The sequence below is a fragment of the Rhodococcoides fascians A25f genome (assembly GCF_000760935.2).
Taxonomy (GTDB): domain Bacteria; phylum Actinomycetota; class Actinomycetes; order Mycobacteriales; family Mycobacteriaceae; genus Rhodococcoides.
Window position 1 is genome coordinate 815,340 of the sequence record NZ_CP049744.1, and the last position, 21,626, is coordinate 836,965.

20 protein-coding genes are annotated in these 21,626 nt (G+C 65.1%); 4 read left to right on the forward strand and 16 right to left on the reverse strand.

From position 1 onward, the window contains the following. Nucleotides 1-13: 13 nt before the first annotated feature. Nucleotides 14-2,362: a DNA polymerase III subunit gamma and tau gene (locus BH93_RS03790; protein WP_037176899.1), complete on the forward strand. Its 2,349-nt coding sequence runs from the start codon at nt 14-16 to the stop codon at nt 2,360-2,362. Nucleotides 2,363-2,374: 12 nt separating this feature from the next. Here BH93_RS03790 and BH93_RS03795 read toward each other — a convergent pair whose 3' ends face one another. Continuing rightward, nucleotides 2,375-2,611, reverse strand: a complete 237-nt coding sequence (locus BH93_RS03795; RefSeq protein ID WP_037175884.1) for a hypothetical protein — start codon at nt 2,609-2,611, stop codon at nt 2,375-2,377. A gap of 234 nt (nt 2,612-2,845) precedes the next feature. Here BH93_RS03795 and BH93_RS03800 point away from each other — a divergent pair, with 234 nt between their 5' ends. After that, the gene (locus tag BH93_RS03800) at nt 2,846-4,057 is read left to right on the forward strand and encodes an acetyl-CoA C-acetyltransferase (RefSeq protein ID WP_037175885.1); all 1,212 of its coding nucleotides are present in this window, start codon (nt 2,846-2,848) and stop codon (nt 4,055-4,057) included. A gap of 9 nt (nt 4,058-4,066) precedes the next feature. After that, on the forward strand, nt 4,067-6,205 hold the full coding sequence (locus tag BH93_RS03805; RefSeq protein ID WP_037175887.1) for a 3-hydroxyacyl-CoA dehydrogenase NAD-binding domain-containing protein: 2,139 nt from the start codon (nt 4,067-4,069) through the stop codon (nt 6,203-6,205). A gap of 42 nt (nt 6,206-6,247) precedes the next feature. On the opposite strand, the gene BH93_RS03810 is transcribed toward BH93_RS03805, so the two are convergent. The 15 genes from BH93_RS03810 to BH93_RS03880 form a co-directional block, all read right to left on the reverse strand. Next, a complete protein-coding gene (locus BH93_RS03810; protein ID WP_052065517.1) occupies nt 6,248-6,913 on the reverse strand; it encodes a GntR family transcriptional regulator in 666 nt (221 codons plus the stop codon). Nucleotides 6,914-6,926: 13 nt separating this feature from the next. Next, entirely contained in the window at nt 6,927-8,099 is a 1,173-nt protein-coding gene (locus tag BH93_RS03815) for a cation:proton antiporter (RefSeq protein WP_032379977.1), read from the reverse strand. 19 nt (nt 8,100-8,118) lie between these two features. Continuing rightward, nucleotides 8,119-8,601: a cation:proton antiporter regulatory subunit gene (locus tag BH93_RS03820; protein ID WP_032379978.1), complete on the reverse strand. Its 483-nt coding sequence runs from the start codon at nt 8,599-8,601 to the stop codon at nt 8,119-8,121. A 47-nt stretch (nt 8,602-8,648) separates the two neighbouring features. Next, nucleotides 8,649-8,963, reverse strand: a complete 315-nt coding sequence (gene mihF / locus BH93_RS03825) for an integration host factor, actinobacterial type (RefSeq protein WP_008712632.1) — start codon at nt 8,961-8,963, stop codon at nt 8,649-8,651. Nucleotides 8,964-9,184: 221 nt separating this feature from the next. Next, nucleotides 9,185-9,655: a hypothetical protein gene (locus BH93_RS03830; RefSeq protein ID WP_037175889.1), complete on the reverse strand. Its 471-nt coding sequence runs from the start codon at nt 9,653-9,655 to the stop codon at nt 9,185-9,187. Continuing rightward, a complete protein-coding gene (locus tag BH93_RS03835) occupies nt 9,652-10,863 on the reverse strand; it encodes an MlaD family protein (protein WP_037175892.1) in 1,212 nt (403 codons plus the stop codon). Before BH93_RS03835 ends, BH93_RS03830 begins: the two co-directional genes overlap by 4 nt. Beyond that, entirely contained in the window at nt 10,860-11,903 is a 1,044-nt protein-coding gene (locus BH93_RS03840; RefSeq protein ID WP_037175893.1) for an MCE family protein, read from the reverse strand. The genes BH93_RS03835 and BH93_RS03840 overlap by 4 nt, the downstream gene beginning before the upstream one ends. Next, nucleotides 11,900-12,964 (reverse strand): MCE family protein, encoded by a 1,065-nt coding sequence (locus BH93_RS03845; protein ID WP_242459113.1) that lies wholly within the window; start codon nt 12,962-12,964, stop codon nt 11,900-11,902. Before BH93_RS03845 ends, BH93_RS03840 begins: the two co-directional genes overlap by 4 nt. Continuing rightward, nucleotides 12,961-13,935 (reverse strand): MCE family protein, encoded by a 975-nt coding sequence (locus BH93_RS03850; RefSeq protein ID WP_037175896.1) that lies wholly within the window; start codon nt 13,933-13,935, stop codon nt 12,961-12,963. Before BH93_RS03850 ends, BH93_RS03845 begins: the two co-directional genes overlap by 4 nt. Then, complete coding sequence (locus BH93_RS03855; RefSeq protein ID WP_037175897.1) at nt 13,932-14,942, reverse strand: MCE family protein; 1,011 nt, start codon at nt 14,940-14,942, stop codon at nt 13,932-13,934. The genes BH93_RS03850 and BH93_RS03855 overlap by 4 nt, the downstream gene beginning before the upstream one ends. Continuing rightward, nucleotides 14,939-16,099, reverse strand: a complete 1,161-nt coding sequence (locus tag BH93_RS03860) for an MCE family protein (protein WP_242459114.1) — start codon at nt 16,097-16,099, stop codon at nt 14,939-14,941. The genes BH93_RS03855 and BH93_RS03860 overlap by 4 nt, the downstream gene beginning before the upstream one ends. Next, nucleotides 16,096-16,944: an MlaE family ABC transporter permease gene (locus tag BH93_RS03865; RefSeq protein ID WP_080739171.1), complete on the reverse strand. Its 849-nt coding sequence runs from the start codon at nt 16,942-16,944 to the stop codon at nt 16,096-16,098. Before BH93_RS03865 ends, BH93_RS03860 begins: the two co-directional genes overlap by 4 nt. Further along, nucleotides 16,944-17,753, reverse strand: coding sequence for an MlaE family ABC transporter permease (locus tag BH93_RS03870; RefSeq protein ID WP_037175900.1), 810 nt, complete (start codon nt 17,751-17,753; stop codon nt 16,944-16,946). The genes BH93_RS03865 and BH93_RS03870 overlap by 1 nt, the downstream gene beginning before the upstream one ends. 3 nt (nt 17,754-17,756) lie before the next feature. Beyond that, nucleotides 17,757-19,340 carry a fatty-acid--CoA ligase FadD5 gene (gene fadD5, locus BH93_RS03875; RefSeq protein ID WP_052065519.1) on the reverse strand — a complete coding sequence of 528 codons (1,584 nt, stop codon included), beginning with the start codon at nt 19,338-19,340 and terminating at the stop codon, nt 17,757-17,759. 117 nt (nt 19,341-19,457) lie between these two features. Beyond that, the gene (locus BH93_RS03880) at nt 19,458-20,255 is read right to left on the reverse strand and encodes an enoyl-CoA hydratase-related protein (protein ID WP_037175902.1); all 798 of its coding nucleotides are present in this window, start codon (nt 20,253-20,255) and stop codon (nt 19,458-19,460) included. Nucleotides 20,256-20,433: 178 nt separating this feature from the next. Between BH93_RS03880 and BH93_RS03885 the strand changes: the two genes are divergently transcribed. Continuing rightward, nucleotides 20,434-21,621 carry a TetR/AcrR family transcriptional regulator gene (locus BH93_RS03885; protein ID WP_037175904.1) on the forward strand — a complete coding sequence of 396 codons (1,188 nt, stop codon included), beginning with the start codon at nt 20,434-20,436 and terminating at the stop codon, nt 21,619-21,621. Nucleotides 21,622-21,626 lie beyond the last annotated feature (5 nt).

A 21,626-nucleotide genomic window follows, 5' to 3' on the forward strand; every position in this document is an offset into this window, starting at 1 on the left:
TACCCTTTCGGGCGTGGCCCTCTACCGGAAGTACCGTCCAGCGACGTTCGCCGAAGTCGTCGGCCAGGAGCACGTCACCGAGCCGATCAGCGTGGCGCTAGATTCCAACAGAATCAACCACGCTTACCTCTTTTCCGGCCCGCGTGGCTGCGGAAAGACCTCCTCGGCGCGCATCCTCGCCCGATCGCTGAACTGCGCGGAAGGGCCGACGTCGACGCCGTGCGGAGTGTGCAACTCCTGCGTTGCACTCGCACCCGGCGGCCCCGGCAACTTCGATGTCGTCGAGATGGACGCGGCCAGCCACGGTGGCGTCGACGATGCCCGAGATCTGCGCGACAAAGCCGTGTACGCCCCGGCCGAGTCGCGCTACGTCATCTTCATCATCGACGAGGCTCACATGGTGACCCCGGCGGGCTTCAACGCGCTGCTCAAGGTCGTCGAGGAGCCGCCGGAGCATCTGGTCTTCATCTTCGCGACCACCGAGCCCGAGAAGGTGCTCCCCACCATCCGCTCGCGTACCCACCATTACCCCTTCCGGCTGCTCGCGCCGTCGACGATGCGCGTTCTGCTGGAGAAGATCTGCGGCCAGGAACAGGTCCCGGTCGAGGATGCGGTCTATCCGTTGGTCATCCGCGCAGGCGGCGGCTCGCCCCGTGACTCGCTCAGCGTCATGGATCAGTTGCTGGCCGGAGCCGGGCCCGAGGGCGTCACGTACCCACGGGCTCTGTCGCTGCTCGGCGTCACCGACGTCGCACTCATCGACGAGGCCGTCGACGCATTGGCTGCGGGCGACGGCGGCGCACTGTTCGGCACCGTCGACAAGGTGATGGACGCGGGGCACGACCCACGCCGCTTCGCCGTCGATCTCCTCGATCGGCTGCGAGATCTGATCCTGCTGAAGGCCGTGCCCGACGCCGGTGAGCGCGGGCTGGTCGACGTGCCGGGCGACGTCCTCGAACGGCTCCGTGACGAGGCGGATCTGCTCGGTTCGGCGACGCTGACCCGTTATGCCGAAATCGTGCACTCGGGCCTCGGTGAGATGCGCGGTGCCACCGCGCCGCGTCTGCTTCTCGAAGTGATGTGTGCCCGGATGCTGCTGCCCTCGGCCTCCGACGCGGAGTCGGCTGTGCTGCAACGACTCGAGCGTGTGGAACGTCGACTCGATGTCACCCTCCCGGCAGGGGAGCAGGCAGCCGTCGCACAAGCAGCGGCGGATCCGACGCGACCGCAGGTGCACGCCGCCGAGGAGCCGTCCGCGTTCGATTCGGCGCAGTCGAACTCGGCTCCATCGAGTGTCACCCCGCCCAGTTCAGCCCCGCCGAGCAAGTTCCAGCGACCGTCCCAACGGCCCCCGGCTGCCGAAGCGACACCCGCGCCGGCACCGACACCACCAGCGCCGGCCGCTCCCACCCCTGTCGTGGCACCCGAGCCCGTTGTGGAACCGGTGCCCGCCGCTCCGACTCCGGAACCTGTCGCGACGCCCGAGCCGTCTTCGACCCCCCAGCCCGTCGCGGAACCCGAGCCCGTTGCGGAACCAGAGCCCGTTGCGGAGCCAGAGCCGACCGCGGCACCTGAACCCGATTCGACACCGAAATCTTCGGATTCCGTTGCAGCGCAGCAGACCGAGAGCCCAGCTGCCTCCGTGTCGCACGAGGACTTTCCCCCGGAACCGGAAGACGATTACGGCCCCGAACCTGACCCCGTATTCGAACCGGAACCGGAACCTGCAGCGGCTCCTGCTGCTGCATCGAACGAGCCCGACGCGGCTGCGGTGCGCGCGGTGTGGTCCGAGGTACGCACCAAGGTGCGAGACCGGAGCAGGACCGTCGAGGTCATGCTCTCCGGCGCTTCGGTGCGCACCGTCGAGAACGGCACCATCACGCTCGGCCATGATTCGGCTCCGCTGGCCAAACGGCTGGAGGAACCGCGCAACGCCGACGTCATTCGCGACGCCCTGCGTGATGTGTTCGGGGTGGAGTGGTCGGTGGTGTGTCTGGTCGGGGCGGCGGCCCCACCGGAAGCGTCATCAGCAAAAAAAGATGAACCGGCAGCGAAACCCGCGTCGCTGCCGAAGTTCTCGAGGCCGAGCCAGGCAGGGGCTTCCCGTCCCACGTCGGACGGTTTCGGATCAGCGGGCGACGGATCGACCGGCGACGCCGACATACCGATGCCCGAAGCACCGGATTATCCCGACGAGCCGGAGCCGGTAGGCCCACCGCCACCGGAGACGCCGGAGGACGAGGAAGAGCTGCTGAAGGCTGCGGCCGAGCCCGCGGATCCGACGGTTCGCCGCGATCCGGAAACGGTGGCGATGGAGCTGTTGGTCAGTGAATTGGGAGCGGTACCGCTCAAGGAGACCTGACCGACAGCCGATTCAGCCGACGGTGAGATCCTCGTTGTCGGCGAACACGAGTCGCCCGCTGTCCAGTGCCACGGCCCAGCGTCTGGCCACTGCCCACTCTCGCGATGTGGTGTCGGCTGCCTGAACGCCGAAATCCTCGACGATCGCGCCCGATTCGTAGGCTTCCTGGCCGGAGTTCTCGTCCGTGCCGGGGGTGCGAATGTGTACCTTGACGCGCGAACCCACGGTCAATTCGTTGTCGGTTTCCATGGTCGGTCTTCTTCCACGCTCGGTAAATCTGATCTTTCGGAGTGTCCCACGCACGGGTCGTTCAAACCTGAACCGGAGCGTCGGGTCATCTACAACGCTCGTTTCGGTCCTTACGCCGGGTCTTCTCGCGGCTTTACTGTGGCATGAGCTGAGGTCTGCCATGGCCTCGCACCGATGCGGTCGGCCGCGACGGCGACCGCGAGAAGATCGAGTATCTGGAAGGAACTGCGCGCTGTGACTACAGAGGCATTCATTTACGAGGCCATCAGGACTCCCCGAGGTAAGGGAAAGAACGGCTCCCTGCATTCGGTGAAGCCCATTTCCCTGGTGACCGGCCTGATCGACGAGCTTCGTCGACGTTTCCCGGACATGGACGAGAACCGGATCTCCGACCTCATTCTCGGAGTGGTCTCACCCGTCGGAGATCAGGGTGCCGACATCGCTCGTACGGCTGTGCTCGCTGCGAAGATGCCCGACACCGTCGGCGGCTTTCAGCTCAACCGCTTCTGCGCGTCCGGCCTCGAAGCGGTCAACCTGGCCGCGCAGAAGGTGCGTTCGGGCTGGGACGAGCTGGTCATCGCCGGCGGCGTCGAGTCGATGTCGCGCGTGCCGATGGGCAGTGACGGCGGCGCATGGGCCATGGACCCGGCCACCAACTACGACACCTACTTCGCCCCGCAGGGCATCGGTGCCGACCTGATCGCCACCATCGAAGGCTTCACCCGCGAAGACGTCGACGCGTATGCCGTCCAGTCCCAGGAGCGCGCCGCAGCGGCGTGGTCCGGTGGCTACTTCGCCAAGTCCGTCGTTCCGGTCACCGACCAGAACGGTCTGCTGATCCTCGATCAGGACGAGCACATGCGTCCGGGCAGCACCGTCGAGTCGCTGGGCAAGCTGAACCCGGCATTCACCGGTATCGCGGCCATGGGCGGATTCGACGACGTGGCGCTGCAGAAGTACCACTGGATCGAGAAGATCGATCACGTCCACACCGGCGGCAACAGCTCCGGCATCGTCGACGGCGCAGCCCTCGTCCTCGTCGGCAGCGAGCAGGCGGGCAAGGACCTGAACATGGTCCCGCGCGCCCGCATCGTCGCGACGGCCACCAGTGGTGCCGATACGACGATCATGCTGACCGGACCGACCCCGGCGTCGAAGAAGGTTCTCGCCACCGCCGGCCTGACCGTCGACGACATCGATCTGTTCGAGCTCAACGAGGCGTTCGCTTCCGTGGTGCTGCGTTTCCAGAAGGATCTGAAGATCCCGAACGAGAAGCTCAACGTCAACGGCGGCGCCATCGCCATGGGCCACCCGCTCGGTGCCACCGGAGCCATGATCACCGGCACCGTGCTCGACGAGCTCGAGCGCCGCGGCGGCCGGTACGCCTTGATCACCCTGTGCATCGGCGGCGGCATGGGCGTTGCCACCATCATCGAGCGAGTCTGAGGTAGAACGATGTCTGACAACATGATTCAGTGGGACCAGGACGCCGACGGCATCGTCGTTCTGACGATGGACGACCCCAACCAGGGCGCCAACACGATGAACCAGCTGTACAAGGATTCGATGGGCGCGACGGTCGACCGCCTCGAGGCCGAGAAGGACAGCATCACCGGAGTCGTGCTGACCTCCGCCAAGAAGACGTTCTTCGCCGGCGGCGATCTGCACACCCTCATCGCAGCCAAGCCCGAGGACGCCCAGCGGGTGTTCGACGAGGTCCAGGAAGTCAAGGGACAGTTGCGTCGGCTCGAAAAGCTCGGCAAGCCGGTCGTGTCCGCCATCAACGGTGCGGCACTCGGCGGCGGACTCGAAATCGCTCTCGCGACGCATCACCGCATCGCGGCCGATGTTCCCGGCGTGCAGATCGGTCTGCCCGAGGTCTCGCTCGGTCTCCTGCCCGGCGGCGGCGGCGTTGCCCGCATCACGCGACTGCTCGGCATCCAGACCGGCTTCATGACGGTCCTCGCGCAGGGCACTCGGTTCCGTCCGGCCAAGGCTCTCGAAATCGGTCTGGTGCACGAATTGGTCGGCAGCATCGACGAATTGGTGCCCACCGCCAAGGCATGGATCAAGGCCAACCCCGAGGGTGGCGTCGCACCGTGGGACGTCAAGGGTTACAAGATCCCCGGCGGTACGCCGTCGAACCCGAAGCTCGCGCAGATCCTGCCTGCTTTCCCGTCCAACCTGCGCAAGCAGATCAAGGGCGCACCGATGCCGGCTCCGCGCGCGATTCTCGCTGCGGCAGTGGAGGGTGCGCAGGTCGACTTCGACAATGCGTGCACCATCGAGTCGCGGTACTTCACCGAGTTGGTCACCGGTCTGGTGTCCAAGAACATGATTCAGGCGTTCTTCTTCGACCTGCAGGCGATCAACGCCGGTAAGTCTCGTCCCGACGGCATCGAGAAGACCACCTTCACCAAGGTCGCGGTTCTCGGCGCAGGCATGATGGGCGCGGGCATCGCGTACGTGTGTGCCAAGGCCGGAATCGACGTGGTGCTCAAGGACGTTGCGATCGAGTCGGCGCAGAAGGGCAAGGCGTACTCCGAGGCCATCGAGGCCAAGGCACTCTCGCGTGGCAAGACCACCCAGGAGAAGTCGGACGCTCTGCTCGCACGCATCCACCCGACCGCCGATGCCAAGGACGTCGAAGGTGCCGACCTCGTCATCGAGGCCGTCTTCGAGTCGGAAGAGTTGAAGCAGAAGGTCTTCCAGGAGATCGAGGACCTCGTCGATCCGACGGCGCTGCTCGGTTCCAACACCTCGACGCTGCCCATCACGAGCCTCGCTCAGGGCATCAAGCGTCAGGAAGACTTCATCGGAATTCACTTCTTCTCACCCGTCGACAAGATGCCGCTGGTGGAGATCATCCGCGGCGAGAAGACGTCGGATGCGGCCTTGGCCAAGGCATTCGACCTGGTGCAGATCATCAAGAAGACCCCGATCGTCGTCAACGACAGTCGCGGCTTCTTCACCTCTCGCGTGATCGGCACGTTCATCAACGAGGCCATCGCGATGCTGGGCGAGGGCGTCGAGCCGTCGACCATCGAGCAGGCGGGTCTGCAGGCCGGTTACCCGGCTGCGCCACTGCAGCTTTCGGACGAGCTCACGCTCAACCTGATGCAGAAGATCCGCAAGGAAACCTACGACGCCATCAAGGCCGCCGGTGGAACTCCGCCCGAGGACCCGGCCGGCGAGGTCATCGACAAGATGGTCGACGAGTTCGAGCGTCCGTCGAAGGCCAAGGGCGCGGGCTTCTACGAGTACGAGGACGGCAAGCGCGCCGGCCTGTGGCCCGGACTGCGTGATGCGTTCAAGTCGGGTTCGGCGGACATTCCGTTCGAGGACCTCAAGGAGCGCATGCTGTTCATCGAGGCCATCGAGACGCAGAAGTGCTTCGACGAGGGTGTCCTGAACACCACCGCCGACGCCAACATCGGCTCGATCTTCGGCATCGGCTTCCCGGCGTGGACGGGCGGCGTGCATCAGTACGTCGTCGGCTACCCGGGTGGTCAGGCCGGATTCGTCACTCGTGCAGACGAATTGGCCAAGAAGTACGGCGATCGCTTCCAGGTTCCCGCGTCGCTTCGCTCCTGACCCGTCGTGCGCGTTTTGCGTAGCTCCAGCTACGCAAAACGCTCACGAGGGCGAAGCCCGATGAGCGATCAACCTCTCGGCGCCGTCTGTGAATTGTTGCTTCATCAATTCGCAGGCGGCGTCGATGTCGTTTCGAACCAGTGCCTCGATGAGCTCCTCGTGGTTGCGCACTGCTGCTCGTCCCCACTCGCGGTCGGTCGCGTACAGGCGGGTGGGGGTGTAGCGGGTGGCGTTGTTGAGAAACCACGCCAGCTTGGACGAGTCGGCCAGACGGTTCAGCACACGATGGAACTCGAATTCGATGGTCTCGACGTCCTCGGCCCGGCCGTTCTCGACGGCGGTCGACAGCGCTGCGGTGAGTTCAGCGAGCTGATCCAGTTCGGTCTCGGTGATCTTCGGTGCCGCGCGGCGCACCAATTCGACGGCGATCCGGCCCTGCAGCCAGAAGATGTCGACGATGTCGTTCGGCGTCAGCGGTGACACTTTGTACCCGCGGTGTGGGACGAGCTCGACGATGCCTTCACCCCGCAAGGTCAGCAGGGCCTCGCGTACCGGGGTGACGCTCACCCCGAGCTCGGCGGCGGTCTCGTCCAGTCGGATGAAGTCTCCGGGGCTCACTTCGCCGGACATCACGAGATGCCGGACGTGGCTCGCCACCTCCTCCGACAGCTGGGGCCGTCGCCTCAGAGCCGTCCGCTTCTCTGCCATGTAGAAAAGCCAATCACACCGCGGGCTTGGTGCGGAGTACTACCCGCGCGACCGGTTCGACGACGCGGGCGGCGATCGGTCCCAGGATGGCCATCAGGAGCACGTATGCCGTCGCCAGAGCCGCGAGTTCGCCCTCCACCGCGCCTGCTGCCACGGCAAGACCGGCGATGACGATGGAGAATTCTCCGCGTGCCACCAGCGCCGCACCCGCGCGTAGTCGGCCCGGTCTCCCGATTCCCTGACGCCCCGCCGCCCACCATCCGGTCGCGACCTTCGTGGCTGTCGTCGTGACCGCGAGCACGACCGCCCAGCCCAGTACCGGTGGGATGGTGGTGGGGTCGGTGCCGAGCCCGAACACCACGAAGAACATCGCCGCGAACAGGTCGCGGAGTGGTTCGAGAATGCGGGTGGCGTTGTCGGCCGTCGAACCGGAAATCGCGATGCCAAGCAGGAACGCACCGACGGCCGCGGAGACCTGCAGTTCCGACGCGACGCCTGCTACCAGCAGTGCCGATCCGAGGACTTTGAGCAGGACCACCTCGCGGTCGGGACTGTCGACGATGGCGGAGACGAACCTGCCGTACCGCAGTGCGACCACGAGCACGAAGGTGATGACCAACAGTGAGATTCCGAGGGCCTCCAGACCGCCGAGGAAGCTCACTCCGCTCAGTACTGCGGTGAGGATCGGCAGGTAGATGGCCATGGCCAGGTCCTCGAACACCAGGATCGACAGCACGACCGGCGTTTCGCGGTTACCGAGTCGGCCCAGATCGGTGAGCACTTTGGCGATGATGCCCGACGACGAGATGTAGGTGACGCCGCCCAGCACGAGCGCTCCGACTCCGCCCCAGCCGAGGAGCAGCGCGACCACTGCACCGGGCGCGAAGTTCAGTGCGATGTCCACCAGTCCGGCCATCCAGGATCGGCGGAGCCCGGTGACGAGTTCGGCGGCGGTGTATTCGAGTCCGAGCAGAAGCAGCAACAGGATGACGCCGATTTCGCTGGCGATCTCACTGAACTCGCCGATGCCGCCGAGGTCGATGATGCCGCCGTTGCCGAATGCGAGACCGCCGAGCAGATAGAACGGGATGGGGGAGACACCGATTCGCCCCGCGAGACGAGCGAGAAGTCCGAGAACGAAGAACACTGCGCCCAGCTCGGTGAGGGCAAGTGCGCTCTCGGCCACTGCTCAGCCCCGACTGATCTCAGGCATTGCCGAGTAACTTGGCTGCTGCGTCCAGTCCGTCCGCGGTACCGACGGCGACCAGCAGGTCACCGGCGGCCAGCGTGAAGTCGGGGGTGGGGGAGGGTTGTACCTGGCCGGCGCGCATGACAGCGACAACCGATACCCCGGTTTTGGTGCGCATGGTGGTGTCGCCGAGTGTGCGGCTGACGAACCGTGAATTCGCGCGAATGGGAAGTTGGCGAGTGTTGATTCCGGGGAGGTCACGATGCTCTTCCCCGAGCTGAGCGATGAGTTGCGGCGACCCGAGCAGATTGCCCAGGGCCGCCGCTTCCTCATTGCTCAGCGTGATCGATGCCTGCGTCGCATCGGGGTCGTCCTTGCGCGAGACGATCAACTCGTTCGCGCCGTCCTTGCGGGTGATGACGCCTATGCGGCGCCCGGAAGCGAGGGCGAAATCTTTCCGCACCCCGATTCCCGGCAGCAGGGTCACTTCGACGTTCATGGTCGAAATGCTAGCCCTGCGGGTAACGCGTTATCGCAAGTTGCGAATCAGGATGCGACGGCAGCCAGCAGTGCTTCGCGCTGGTTGGCACCGAGGCCACCGATACGGCGGGTATCGGCGATGGACAGCTGCTCGAGCAGCTGTGCGGCGCGCACGGATCCAACACCCGGCAGGGCCTTGATCAGGGCGGACACCTTGGTCTTCTTGACGATCTCGTCGTTCTCCGCCTTGGCGAGAACGTCAGCGACGCTGAGTTCGCCGGACTTGACGGATGCGAGCAGCTTCGACCGCGCAGTGCGTGCCTCGGCCGCCTTGGCCAGCGCCGCGGTGCGCTGTTCCGGTGTCAGTACTGGTAAAGCCATGGCCTGTTCTCCTCGATTGTGGTGACCCGTCGCTCGTTGACAGGTCTCGACCCTCTTGCATCGTGCCTGGTGGCTCTTCCAATCTAACCGAACAACACGGGTGTCATTCACGGTCGAACCACCGAACCTTCCAAGCCAGGCTACGTCCTATCCGATTCGCGGTGTGCCCCGACCAGCACATCGGCCCTCCGAGGCCTGATGTAACGGGCGCGTTCGAGGGCTCATGCCGGGTCTGCAGATGCCAACAACCAACGGTCGCCCGAGCGGTCGAGTCCGATCAACATCCGGGAGGAATCGGTCCGCCCATCGGGTACTGCGAGATTGGATACCTCCTGATCCAGGAACACCGCAACGACGGCGTGTTCACCGTCGATCTCGACGATTCCGGCCGTGACGGCGTGACCGGTCGCTCGGCCCTGACCCTGGCGCAACAAGTCGGTCAGGCTCGTCGACACGTCGCGATAGTCGGCGGCGAAATCCTCGGTGGACGATGCGATCACGCGGTCGAGATTCGTTGTCGGTGTGGCGTAGTCGTAGGTGGAGAGCTGCTCGGTGTACTGCTTTGCCGAGTCCAGCGCCTCGGCTCGGAGGCCATCCATCGTCCGGGTGCCCTGATACAGGTAACCGAGGACGGCGACGCCTGCGACGAGAGCGATGAACAGCAGGAGGGCGATACCTCGGCGGATGGTCATTGCTGTACTCCTTCGAGCAGTTTCTTCCAGTAGTCGAGCGCCTCGAGTCCGGTGGGAATCAGCACCGGATCGTCGGCGATCGGTGGTCCGGTCACGTTGCCGGGGCGGGTCGAATCGGTCAGTCCTAGGTCGTTGGGACGGGGTGCGTTCTGCGACCCGCGCTGGGCCAGGTTCTCGCCGGGCGGGCAGTACAACGTCAGATTCGGATCGCGCGGAGATTCGTCGCCGACCGCGCGGCGGGGCGTGTCGTACCAGCAGACCGGGCCCTGGGTTGCGACCAGTGTGAAATCGCCGCGGTCTCCGTGCACGACCGAGGTGAGTTTGCCCAGTGTGTCGGGCAGAGCGGTGAGCAGAGCCGACAGTGCGGGGGTGCGGTCACCCAGAACACCGGTTACCGACACCAGATTGGTCAGCAATGCTCCCGTCGTTCCACGGGTGTCGTCGAGAAGGTGCTGGGTTCTGGTGAGCATCGCGGGGGACCGGTCGAGCAGGTAGACCAGTGACGGTTCGTTTCCGACGAGTTGGCCGGTCACATCACGTGTCACAGCCGCGGTGGCCGGCAGCGAGTCCGATGCAGGCGCGAGTGCGTCGAGCATCGGGAGCCCGGTATCGATGATGTTGGCCAACGCCGGTGCCTGCGCGTCGAGCATTCGAGTGAGGGCGTCGACGTCGTCGATCAGTCGGCCCAGTGCCCGCCCGGTCCCGTCGAGGGCCGTTCCCATGGTCTGCGTGAGGGAACTCACCGAGGCGGGGTCGATCGAGTCGACCAGTGTCGAGATGCTGGTGATGACCTCGTCGACTCGACGGGGCCGATCGGCGTCGTCGACGGTCAACGTGTCTCCGTCGACGAGATACGGGCCCTCCGCGGTGGTGGGCACGATGTCGAGTGTCTGAATGCCGAGAGCATTGCTGTCGGTCACCCGAGCCGGAGAGCCGACGGGAACGGAAGCATCGGGGTCCAACGAGACTGCGATGTCGGCACCGAGCCCGTCGGCGGACAGCGCGACGTCGGTGACTCGGCCGATCTCGATTCCGCGGTACGTGACGCCCGCGCCCACTCCCAGGTTCGCGGCATCGGTCGTCGTGGCGGTCACTGTGATCGAACCCTGCAATGCCGAGGGGCCGAGCGCATAGACGGTCCCTGCGAACAGTGCCACCACGGCCGTGATGGCGAAGAGAATCAGCTGAACGGTGACGGGCCGCCTCATTTCGGGCCCCGCAGCACCGGTGCCAACAGCTGTCCTAGTGCCGAGGGCACGTCGGCGATGCGTCCACCGGTGGTCAACTCGCCCACTGTCTCCGGCAGGTCGAGTGCGCCGTCGAAGGCGAGGTAGTCGCCCCGCACGGCTCCGTCGAAGCCCGCAATGAAGTTGTTCATCTCGTTCAGAGTCGGGGTGATCGAATCGTTCCATCCCTGAACCGAACTCAGTACGCGGGCCATATCGTCGACGCCGTCCTCGAGTTGCTTCCCGTTGTCCGACAATATGTCTCGAGCCGTTGTGGCCAGCGAGGCGGTGTTGTCGAGCAGTGACGCCAGTCGGTCTCGTTGTTGAACGAGCAACTCGATCGTCGGCGCGGACACCGCGAGTCCGTCGTCGATGACGGTGCGGTTGTCGGCCAGCGCGGCGGACACGTCGCGTGCGGCCTGCAGTACACGATCGAATTCGCCGCGTTGCGCGTCGGCTGCGGCAAGGATGGTGTCGGTGCTGCGCAGCAGCTCCCCGACCTGCGGTCCACGGCCGGAGAACGCCGTGTCGAGCTCGGTGACGATGGTGTCGAGCTGACCGATTCCGCTGCCGTTCAGCACCAGACCGAGAGCGGCGAGCGATGATTCGAGCTCCGGCCCGATGTCGGTGTCGGTGATGACGGCACCGTCGGACAGCCGATCTCCCGACGGTGTCTGCGGTGGATCGAGTCGGATGTACGGATCCCCGAGCGCCGACGCCACTTCGATCGATGCGGTGACATCGGCCGGAACGGGAACGGCTCGGGACAGGCTCAGACCGACCCGAGCTCGACCCCCGTCGGTCGACAGATCGTGAACCCGGCCGACCAGTTGCTGCCCGCTCCGTACCTCGGCACCGAGCCTGATGCGGTCGGCCCGCGAGAACACTGCGGTCACAAGGTAATCGGATCCGTCCGCAGAACGGCCGAGTGGAAGTTCACCGAGACCGAGGCTACATCCGGTGAGTGTGCCGACGAGGACGGCCGACACCGCCAGGCTCGCCAGAGCAGTGGGGCCTCTCATCGGCCCTGCGCCAACTGTTGAATCAGACCCAGTGGATCGGATGCCCCGATGGGCACCGGTATCGGGTTGGTGAATCCGGCCCCGGTGCAGATCGGCAGAGCCAGGTCACGGCACAGCGGAACCGTCGAGGCGAACTGGTCGAGATCGGTGGAGACGTTCAAACGGATTCGTCCTCGCTGGTCGTCGCCGATGGTTTTTCCGATGTTCTGCATCGCCAACGGCAAGACGTCCATCAGTTCGGCGAATTGTGCTTCGTGCGTCGCCAATCGACCGGTCAGATCGGCGGCATTGTCGAGTGCAGCGCGTAGATCGTCGCCCCGGCCGGCGAGCAACCGGTCGAGTTCGTCGAACATCGACGTCAGTTGGGCGATCGGAGTGCCCACGTCGAGGTCCTGAGTGCGGAACTCCTGCCCGAGGCGATCGAGTGAGTTCACCACCGATTCCACTGCACCGTCTCGATGGCCGACAGCGGTGATCAGCTGGTTCACGGTCTCGATGAGTGCGCCGATGTTCTCGCTGTTCCCGCCGATCACGGCGGTCGCCTGCGCAATGTTGCGGATGGCGTCGTTGACCGCCGGTCCTGTCCCGTCGGTGGATTCGGCGAGTTCGGCCGCTGCGGCACCGAGGTCGGCTCCCTCGGGACCGACCGCAGTGGCGATCACGTCCACACTGTCGAGGAGCTGGTCGAAGTTGATGGGCGAATGGCTACGCTCGACCGGAATCACGCTGTCGCCGAGTTCTTCTCCGCCCTGATACACCGGCCCGATCTCGATGAATCGGTCGCTGATGACCGACGGGTTCATGACGTACGCCTCGGCGTCGGCCGCAATGGCGTCGTCCGAGGTGATGGACATGACGACGCGCACCGCATTGCCCCGGGGCGTGATGTCGGTGACGGTACCCACCGGAACACCGAGAATCCGGACCGGGCTTCCGGGATGGACGCCGTTGATGTAGGCGAAATCCGCTGTGACGGTGGTCGAGTGCTCGGAGCCGTGGAGAACGAACCAGCCGCCGACCAGAGCAGCCACCGCGATCAGCGCAGTCGGTGTCTTTCTCATCGGCATCCCGTCTGAATGCCCAAGGTGCACAGCAGGTTGTCGGCGATCGGGCCGGCCGGGGCCGAGACGTCCACCCAATTTCCGTTGCCGGTGGCGTCGGTGACTGCGCGCAAGGCGGCGGGCAGGGTTGTCATGAGGGTGTCGATGTTCTGCCCGTTTCGGTCGAGGGTGTCGGTGACCCCGCGCAGGTTGCCGATCAGACGATCGAGCTGCTCGGAGTTGTCGTCGAGGAATGTCGACGCGGTGGCGGTGACGGTTCGGAGGTCGTTCACCAACTGGCTCAGTGCAGTCCGTCGATCGGCCAGCACCGACAGCACGAACTCGGCGTTGCTCACCAGAGACGACAGCGATGCACTTTCCGCGGCGAGCGACGAGGACAGAGATCGGGATGCATCGAGCAATCCGGAGATCTGCTCGTCGTTCTCGGCCAGCAGTGCCGATGCCGAACCGATGCCGCTGAGGGCGTCACGCAGTGTCGAACTGTTCTCCGGCAGCGACTCTCGCAAGGTTCTAACCATCTCCTCGAGTCCGGGAACGTCCACGTCGGCGGCGGTGGTGTTCGTGGCGGCCGAGATCTGGTCGAGGGAATACGGAACCGATGTTCGCTCGAGGGGGATGGTGTTGTCCGTTCCGAGGGAACCGCTGCCGTCGGGGACGATCTGTAGGTAGCGCTTCCCGAGGATGGTACGCAGCTGGATCGACGCGTGCGTTCGGTCGCCGAGCGTGTGGTCCCGGTCGAGCCGAAACGTCACCTGGACGTGGGTACCGACGATATCGACGCTGTCGACACGGCCCTCGGGTACTCCGGCGACGTACACCGGATCGGACTCGGTGAGCCCGCCGGCATTCTCGAATTGCGCTGTGTAGGAATGGGTGCGGACCAGATACCAGGCCTGCGGTACGGCCAGAGCGCACACCAGTGCCACGGCGATCATCACGATCCCGCCGACACCGAGCTTGGTGGTGGTCATCGGCAGATCTCCGAGTGAGTCGTGCCGAAGATGTTCGCTTCGGAGTCACCTGCCAGCAGGGTGAAGTTGCACGTGTAGAGGTTGAGCCAACCGCCGTAGTCGCCGATGCGATTGATGGACTGTGCAAGCTCCGGAAGCAACGTCATGGTTCGGTCGAACGGTTCTGTGTTCGCCGTCCACGCATCGGTTGTCGCAGTGCTGTCGGCAACGATGGCATCGAGCGGAGCGGCCGCATGCGTCAACAGTTCGGCCAACGATCGCACCGAGTCGGATCCGTCCTCCAGTACGGATACGAGTTGATCTCCGTGTCGGACTGCCACGTCGGCGAGCTCGGCAAGCCCGTCGATCAGGCGCGTGATGTCGGCAGAATGCGAGTCGAGATCGCTCGTCACCATTCCGAGGCTCGCGATCAGTTCGTCGAGAATCTGTTCGTTGTCGGTCAATCCCCGGGTCATCGACGCCACTCGTACCAACAACGATTCGATCGCGGAGGACCGACCAGAGAAAGCGTCGACGATCGAGCGTGCCAACGAGTTGATCTGGTTCGGGTCGATCGCGTCGAACAGCGGCTCGAAGCCGTTGACCAACGCGGTCAGGTCGACGGGAGGAGAGGTTCGCGAGAGCGGTATCACCTCGTCCGCCGCCAGGGTGCCCGACGGGTCGGCGGGGGTTTCGAGCGCGAGATACCGCGCACCGAGCATGTCGCCGTATCGGATTGCGGCGGTGACGTTCCCGGGCAGTTGCACATCGGACTGCACGGAGAACGACACCAGGGCGATGCTGGTGGGACCGTCGGTGGTCGACCGGACGTCGGCGACCTTGCCGACCCGGACTCCTGCGAGGGTGACGTCGTTGCCGTCCCGGAGGCCCTCGACGCCGACGAATTCGGCGGTGTACCGGGTCGTGGCACCGGCGACCGGGACATCGAGCGTCTGGATGACGACCACGGCCGAGAGCGCACCTGCGGCGACGAAGGCGGCAAGCGACATCGGGGGTCGGATACTCATCGGACGGTCACCTCGGTGCCACGGAGCAGCGGAGCCAGCAGCAGCGTGCTGGCGGGATTCAGTGGGACCGATGTGCCGGTTGCGGCGTCCTGTATCTCGGCCAGGGCGCAGTTGGGTCCGGCGAGACCGGGATACCGCGGGCAGTCGGCGGCAGTGTAGGGAAGCGGTTCGGAGAAGTCGGGTACTGCGGTGACATCGAACTTGCCCGAGGCGAAGATCCGCGCACCGGCCTCGCCGAACGGCCCCAACCGATCGAGCGTCGCAGTGAGGCCGTCGGAACTTCGCGCCAGTGCACCGATCGCCGAGCCGCCGCTGCGGACGACAACAATTGCTGCACTCCGGTTCTCGGCCGCCACGGCGTGCGCGGACTCCGCCGTCCCTGCCGCTGCAGTCAACAGTGACCGCACGCCGTCGGATCGATCGAGCAACGTCTGCGACACAGTGGTCGCGGCAGCGACCGAGGCGAGCACGTCCGGCGTTGCGGCAGCGATGTTCTCGGTCAACTCGCGCAGCTGCGGCATACGGCTCAGGGCGGCCTCGATTCCGGGTTCGAGTCGGTCGGTGACGGAGGCGAGCCGGTCGATACTCTCGCCGATGCTCTGACCTCTGCCGCGTAGTGCGGTGCCGAGCGCGGTCAGAGCCAGCTGCGCCTGATCCGGTTCCAGGCCGTCGAGGAGGTCGGTCACCGTGCGGAACAGATCGCTCGCCTGGACTGCATCGGCAGACGCGTCCGGTTGCAGCACCATCCCGTCCGCCAGTGCCGCGGAGGACGGTCGATCGACTGCAACGAGTTGAATGTAGATGTCTCCGAACAGAGTTCGTGGCACCACTCGAACACGCGCGGATGCCGGCACCGCATCTATTCGGTCTGCGTCGATGCGCATCGTCACTCGAGATCGATCGACACCCGGCTCGATGTCGACGACCTCGCCCACTCGAACGCCGAGATACTGGACGCCGATCTCCCCGGTGAGCAATCCTGCTGTCGCGGGAAGCACGACCGATACTTCTGGTGCGGAGTCGAAGGTGCCCGAGCTGTAGGCAACCGATGCGACCGCAGCGACCACTGCGGTGCAGGACGCGACGACTCCGCGGAACACGAGCATGCGTCGGCCGGGGCTGAGACGACGGGGAGCAGGCTGGTTCGGGACCGTCACGAGGCACCGAGCCCGGGCACGGTGGGAACGATTCCCCACAGCGCGAACGTCAGGAACACGTCGGTGATACCGATCGCCAGAATCGAGGTACGTAGTGCGCGGCCGGCGGCGCGGCCGACCCCCTCCGGTCCGCCCGACGCGTGAAAACCGTAGGAGCAGTGGACGAGCGCGACGATGATCGCGAACACGACCGCTTTGACGACCGAATACACCAGATCGCTCGGGGTCAACGCGAGGTGGAAGTAGTAGTCGTACGTACCGGCCGAGCTGCCGCCGAACGTGACGACGACCAATCGCGTGGCGACGTAGGCGGCGATCAGGCCGACCATGTAGATCGGCACGATGCACACCACTGCCGCGATCAGCCGGGTGGTGGCCAGGAACGGAATAGGCCGCACCGCCATCGAATCGAGCGCATCGATCTCCTCGGAGATTCGCATGGCACCGAGTTGGGCGGTGAATCCGGTCCCGACCTTGGCCGCCAACGCGATACTGGCGATGACCGGTGCCAGCTCCCGGGTGTTCGCCAGTGCCGAGAGCAGCCCGGACAGAGAGGTCAAACCGATCAGGTCCAGACCGCGGTAGGTCTCGACGCCGACCATCATCGCCGCGACGGCCGACATCGCGAACACGATGCCGATGGTGCCGCCGCCGGCCAGTAGCGATGCATATCCGAAGCTCACCTCGCCGACGTGGCGCAGAACGTGTTTCGAGTATCGGCGCACCGTGTACGGGATGGCCGCGATGGTCTCGAACCAGAAGGTGACGTGCCGGCCGACGTCCACCATCGCCGAGGTTGCAGCCCGGGTTCTGCGCTGGAGTCGAACGCGGGTGTCGAACGCCATCAGTACGTCCCGACCGCGGGAACGACGACTGCATAGAGTTGCGACAGAACGGTATTGACAACGAAGACCATGACAAATGCCAGGACGACGGCTTCGTTGACCGCGTCGGCGACGCCACTCGGTCCGCCCTTGGCGTGCAGTCCCCGGTACGACGCGATGAGCGTCGACGTCACCGCGAAACAGGCCGATTTGATCATGGCCATGACGAAATCGGAGACGCGGCCGTATTCGGTGAACGTGGCCAGAAACGCGCCTGCGGACTGATCGGCAACGAGTACCTGGTAGAACAGGCACGCCGACACACCGACGAGTGTGACCATGGCGCAGATGACAACGGCCACGACAACCGAGGCAACGAGCCGGGGAACCACCAGTCGGGCGACGACGTCGACGCCCATCACTTCCATGGCGGCGATCTCCTCACGGATCGTTCTCGATCCGAGATCGGCGCAGATCGCCGATCCGGCAACGCCTGCGAGCATCAGTGCGCACACCAACGCCGCAGCCTGACCGACCACCACGAACGCCACGACCGCGCCGGAATAGGCTCCGGCACCGAGCCTTCCCGCCAGTGACCCGACCGACACCGCGATCAGTACGCCGATGGGGAGCATCAACAGCAGAGCGGGAACCGTGCACACACGCGCGACGAACAGAGCCTGGTTGACTGTCTCGGCGACCGGTAACCGGCCTCGAACCATGTCGGTCACGGCGCGCGAGCAGGCGGTCGTCGAGAACGCCGACAGGCCACCGATCTGATCGACGAGATCGCGAACCGGACCTCGCGCGACCGGTGGCTCGAATCTCATCGGTCAGGCCGGCGTCGGCGAATAGGACTTCCTGAGTGAGACCTTCAGAACCTTGCCGCTGGCGTTGCGGGGCAACGCATCGACGATCACCAGATCCTTGGGGTGCTTGAACCGGGCCAGGTGATCACCGAGCCACACGGTCAACTCGTCGAGCGTGAGATCGGGCGCGTTCTGGGAATCGTGAAGTGCGACAACAGCGACGGGTACCTCGCCCCATTTGTCGTCGAGGCGACCGATCACGGCGGCTTCGAGAATTCTCGGGTGTGAGAACAGTACGTTCTCGACCTCCGCGCAGTAGATGTTCTCGCCGCCCGAGATGATCATGTCCTTCTTCCGGTCGACGACGAAGACGAAGCCTTCCTCGTCCTGGCGCACCAGATCGCCGGAGTGAAACCAGCCGCCCTGGAACGCGTCGGCCGTGGCATCGGGGTTCTCCCAGTAGCCGCGCATCAATGTCGGTCCCCGGTAGACGATTTCGCCGATCTCACCCTGAGGCACGTCGTTCATCTCGTCGTCCACCACCCGCGCCGCGATGGTCGGGATCACGCGTCCGACGGATCCGATCTTGCGCAGTGCATCCGAGCCGTCGAGGACGCAGGTGATGGGCGACATCTCGGTCTGGCCGAACACGGCGACGTTCAGCGCATCCGGGAACGTCGCCGACATGGCCTTCAGTACGGTGTCCGACGCAGGTGCCGCACCCCAGGAAATCACCCGCAGCGCAAGCTTTCTGGGGCTGCGAGACTGCTCGGCGCACATGGCCTGCCATTGCACCGGTACGAGAAACAGGTTGGTGACTCGTTCTGCGGCCAGGACATCGAGCAGGGTGCCGGGGTCGAAGGCGCCCACCGGGTAGATCACGGTGGTGATGCCGAGCAGCAGGCTCGGGGCGAGGCTGCCCAGTGCCGCGATGTGGAACATGGGGGAGGCGCAGAATCCGACCTCGTCGGTCTCGCTCATCTGCAGTGCGCGAATGCACGTGAACGCCTGGGCCTGCATGTTCGCGTGGGTGAGAACGGCGCCCTTGGGGCGTCCGGTGGTACCCGAGGTGTACATGATCAGTGCGGACGCGTCGTCGGGCACGTCGACCACCGCTGCGGGTTCGCTTTCGGCGAGCAGGCGCTCGTAGGACTCTCCGACCGTGATGACGACCGGCGGTGAATCGGACTGTGCCACAACTGCGTCGACGAGTGGTGTGAGGGCGTCGTCGGTGATCACGATGGCGGAGCCGCTGTTTCGAGCGAGAAACGTGACTTCGGGTGGAGTCATTCGGAAATTGACCGGGACGGCCAGAGCGCCCAGTGCGTTGATCGCCAGGACCGCTTCGAGATACTCGGGTCGATTGAGCATCACGATCAGTACTCGGTCGCCGAAGCCGACCCCTCGATCCTTCAGCACCCCTGCGAACCTCGCCACTCGGTCGTCCAGTTCGCGCCAGGTGATCGATCGCCCCTGGAACCGCAGGGCCACGCTCGTCGGCTGCATCGTCGCGTGCCGTCGAACATGGTTGTTCCAGTTGCTTCGGCTGGAGAGTTGGGGTTCGTCGGTGTGGATCGTGCGTGCAGTCGAGTCCGTGTGAGCGGCCATCGCCGGTTCCTCTCTGAGCCGTGAGGCGGGGTTCGAATGTGGTGGAGCTTACCTAGTGAGCAGTGCTTTGTCTGCAGTTTGTCGAGTGCATTGCTGCAGGTCAGTCGTTGAGTAAGTTCATGGGGATTCGCTTCGGAGCCGAGGCTGTCGGTGGTTCGGTACGGCAGCGAGTCCCTCGGCGAATTCCGGTGCCGTCAGTAGTTCGACCTGCCCGGCGGTCTCCCTGTCGAGTGCTGCGTCCAGCAGTGCCAGAGTCGATGCCGTCAGAGCGCGCTTGGTCAATTCCAGTGCGCGACGCGGACCGCGGGAAAGTCTGCCTGCGATCGTCCGAACATGCTCGTCGAGTTCCTGGGGAGCCACTGCCGCGGTGATGAGCCCGCACCAGGCCGCATCCGCCGCGCTCATCGGCTCACCCAACAGCGCCATCGCGCCTGCGCGTGCGCGTCCCACCGCGGCCGGGACCAGGAGGGTGCTGCCGCCGTCGGGCATCAGCCCGAGCGACGTGAACGGCAGGAGGAATTGGGCGTCCTCGGACGCGTAGACGAGATCGGCGGCAAGAGCGATCGACACCCCGATACCCGCGGCGATGCCGTTGACCTGTGCTATCACCGGCATCGGCGCGTCGAGCACCGCATGCACCAAGGCCGCTGCCACCCGCATCGTCTCCTCGGCGTCGGCCTGTGCGTCGGAAATCCGCTCGGCAGCTGCCATTTCGGCGATGTCGGCACCGGTGCTGAAGGCGGAACCGGTGCCCGTCACGACCACCACTCGCACAGCAGGGTCGGACGCGGCTGTGGTCAGTGCGTCGATCAGGGCCTTGGCGGTAGGGCCGTCGAGAGCGTTCATTCGGTGCGGCCGGTCGATGCGCAGTGACAGGATTCCAGCGGCCGAACTGCAGTGCAGGCCGTTCGTCATGATGAACTCCCGTCGGCCGGTGGCGCTACCCAGTTGCGAATTGCCGCTAACTTAACGCATCAAATCGACTGATTGTCAGGGTTTCAGAGAAATCCGTCGAACAGATCGTTCGTGTTCGGGCTACCGCTACGATGGAAAACGAACGTCGGGTTCGGTCCCGTCGGTACGAGGACAGGTCATGACTGACACAGGTACAGCGACGGAACGCCGTCGACCACGAAATCGCAAAGCGCAGATTCTGACAGCGGCGGCAGAGGCGTTCAGTGAACGCGGCTATCACCCTGTCGGTATCGAGGAGATAGCGGCCACGGTCGGCATCTCGGGCCCCGCGCTGTACCGGCATTTTCCGACCAAGTACGCACTGTTCGTCAGTGCAGTCCTGCGACTGGCCGATTCGTTGCTCGCGGCAACCGAGCCCGCGGTCATCACTCGAGAGGATCCTGAGGCCCAGCTCGATGCGGTCATCGGTGCCATCATCCGCACCACCATCGACAACCGTCGAACCGGTGGACTGTATCGGTGGGAGGGGCGCTATTTGGTGGGGGAGGATCGGCGCGCCCTGCGCCGGTCGATGGCAACGCTGCACGAACGCGTGATGAATCCGCTGCGACAGCTTCGCCCCGATCTACCCGAGGCCGACGCAGCATTGCTGGCCACCGCGTCGATCAGTGCGGTCGCCAGCATCACCGCACATCGATCGGCGCTGTCGGCCAAGCAGATCGAGGAGTCGATGCTCGCTGCGGCACAGTCGGTACTGCGGACCGAACTTCCGCAGCAGAGCAGTGAATCTCCCCACCGCGAATCGGTGCTCGAGCATGCATCGAAACGCGAAGAGCTGCTGCATCATTCGATTCGGCTGTTCTATCTGCACGGCTACCACGAGGTTGGTCTGGACGACATCGGCGCAGCGGCGTCGATCACGGCCTCCAGTGTGTACCGCTACTTCCCCAGCAAGGCCGAGCTGCTCGAGGCTGCGTTGCACCGGGCCAACGCCCAGCTCACCGACACCCTGGCCGGTGCGCTCGAGCACTCGAACTCCCCGGTCGACGCGGTGCGGACTTTCGCCAGGTTGTACACCGAATTGACCTTCCGGCAGGGCGAACTGGTGGCCGTGTACTTCGCCGAGATCGGAAGTCTGCCGGCCGATCGGCGGACCACACTGCGCCGGATCCAGCGCCGCAACATCGACGGCTGGGCGCAACTACTGCGTGAGGCACGGCCGAACACGAGCGTGGTGGTCTCACGATTTTTGATCCACGCCGCTCTCGGGTTGGTCTTCGACGTCGGTCGTACGGTGCGGTTCGAGCGCTCCGACCGAACCGTGGCCAGGGTGCAACAGGCGATGACGGCGGTACTTCTGGGATGAATCCA

Excerpts from the sequence above, each read along its gene's own strand:
- fadD5 (WP_052065519.1), bottom strand. The coding sequence starts at position 19,340 with ATGGCCGCTCACACGGACTCGACTGCACGCACGATCCACACCGACGAA.
- BH93_RS03795 (WP_037175884.1), bottom strand. The coding sequence starts at position 2,611 with ATGGAAACCGACAACGAATTGACCGTGGGTTCGCGCGTCAAGGTACAC.
- mihF (WP_008712632.1), bottom strand. The coding sequence starts at position 8,963 with ATGGCTTTACCAGTACTGACACCGGAACAGCGCACCGCGGCGCTGGCC.
- BH93_RS03820 (WP_032379978.1), bottom strand. The coding sequence starts at position 8,601 with ATGAACGTCGAAGTGACCCTGCTGCCGGGAATCGGGGTGCGGAAAGAT.
- BH93_RS03850 (WP_037175896.1), bottom strand. The coding sequence starts at position 13,935 with ATGACCACCACCAAGCTCGGTGTCGGCGGGATCGTGATGATCGCCGTG.
- BH93_RS03870 (WP_037175900.1), bottom strand. The coding sequence starts at position 17,753 with ATGAGATTCGAGCCACCGGTCGCGCGAGGTCCGGTTCGCGATCTCGTC.
- BH93_RS03855 (WP_037175897.1), bottom strand. The coding sequence starts at position 14,942 with ATGAGTATCCGACCCCCGATGTCGCTTGCCGCCTTCGTCGCCGCAGGT.
- BH93_RS03845 (WP_242459113.1), bottom strand. The coding sequence starts at position 12,964 with ATGAGAAAGACACCGACTGCGCTGATCGCGGTGGCTGCTCTGGTCGGC.
- BH93_RS03865 (WP_080739171.1), bottom strand. The coding sequence starts at position 16,944 with ATGGCGTTCGACACCCGCGTTCGACTCCAGCGCAGAACCCGGGCTGCA.
- BH93_RS03830 (WP_037175889.1), bottom strand. The coding sequence starts at position 9,655 with ATGACCATCCGCCGAGGTATCGCCCTCCTGCTGTTCATCGCTCTCGTC.
- BH93_RS03880 (WP_037175902.1), bottom strand. The coding sequence starts at position 20,255 with ATGACGAACGGCCTGCACTGCAGTTCGGCCGCTGGAATCCTGTCACTG.
- BH93_RS03840 (WP_037175893.1), bottom strand. The coding sequence starts at position 11,903 with ATGAGAGGCCCCACTGCTCTGGCGAGCCTGGCGGTGTCGGCCGTCCTC.
- BH93_RS03885 (WP_037175904.1), top strand. The coding sequence starts at position 20,434 with ATGACTGACACAGGTACAGCGACGGAACGCCGTCGACCACGAAATCGC.
- BH93_RS03805 (WP_037175887.1), top strand. The coding sequence starts at position 4,067 with ATGTCTGACAACATGATTCAGTGGGACCAGGACGCCGACGGCATCGTC.
- BH93_RS03810 (WP_052065517.1), bottom strand. The coding sequence starts at position 6,913 with ATGGCAGAGAAGCGGACGGCTCTGAGGCGACGGCCCCAGCTGTCGGAG.
- BH93_RS03835 (WP_037175892.1), bottom strand. The coding sequence starts at position 10,863 with ATGAGGCGGCCCGTCACCGTTCAGCTGATTCTCTTCGCCATCACGGCC.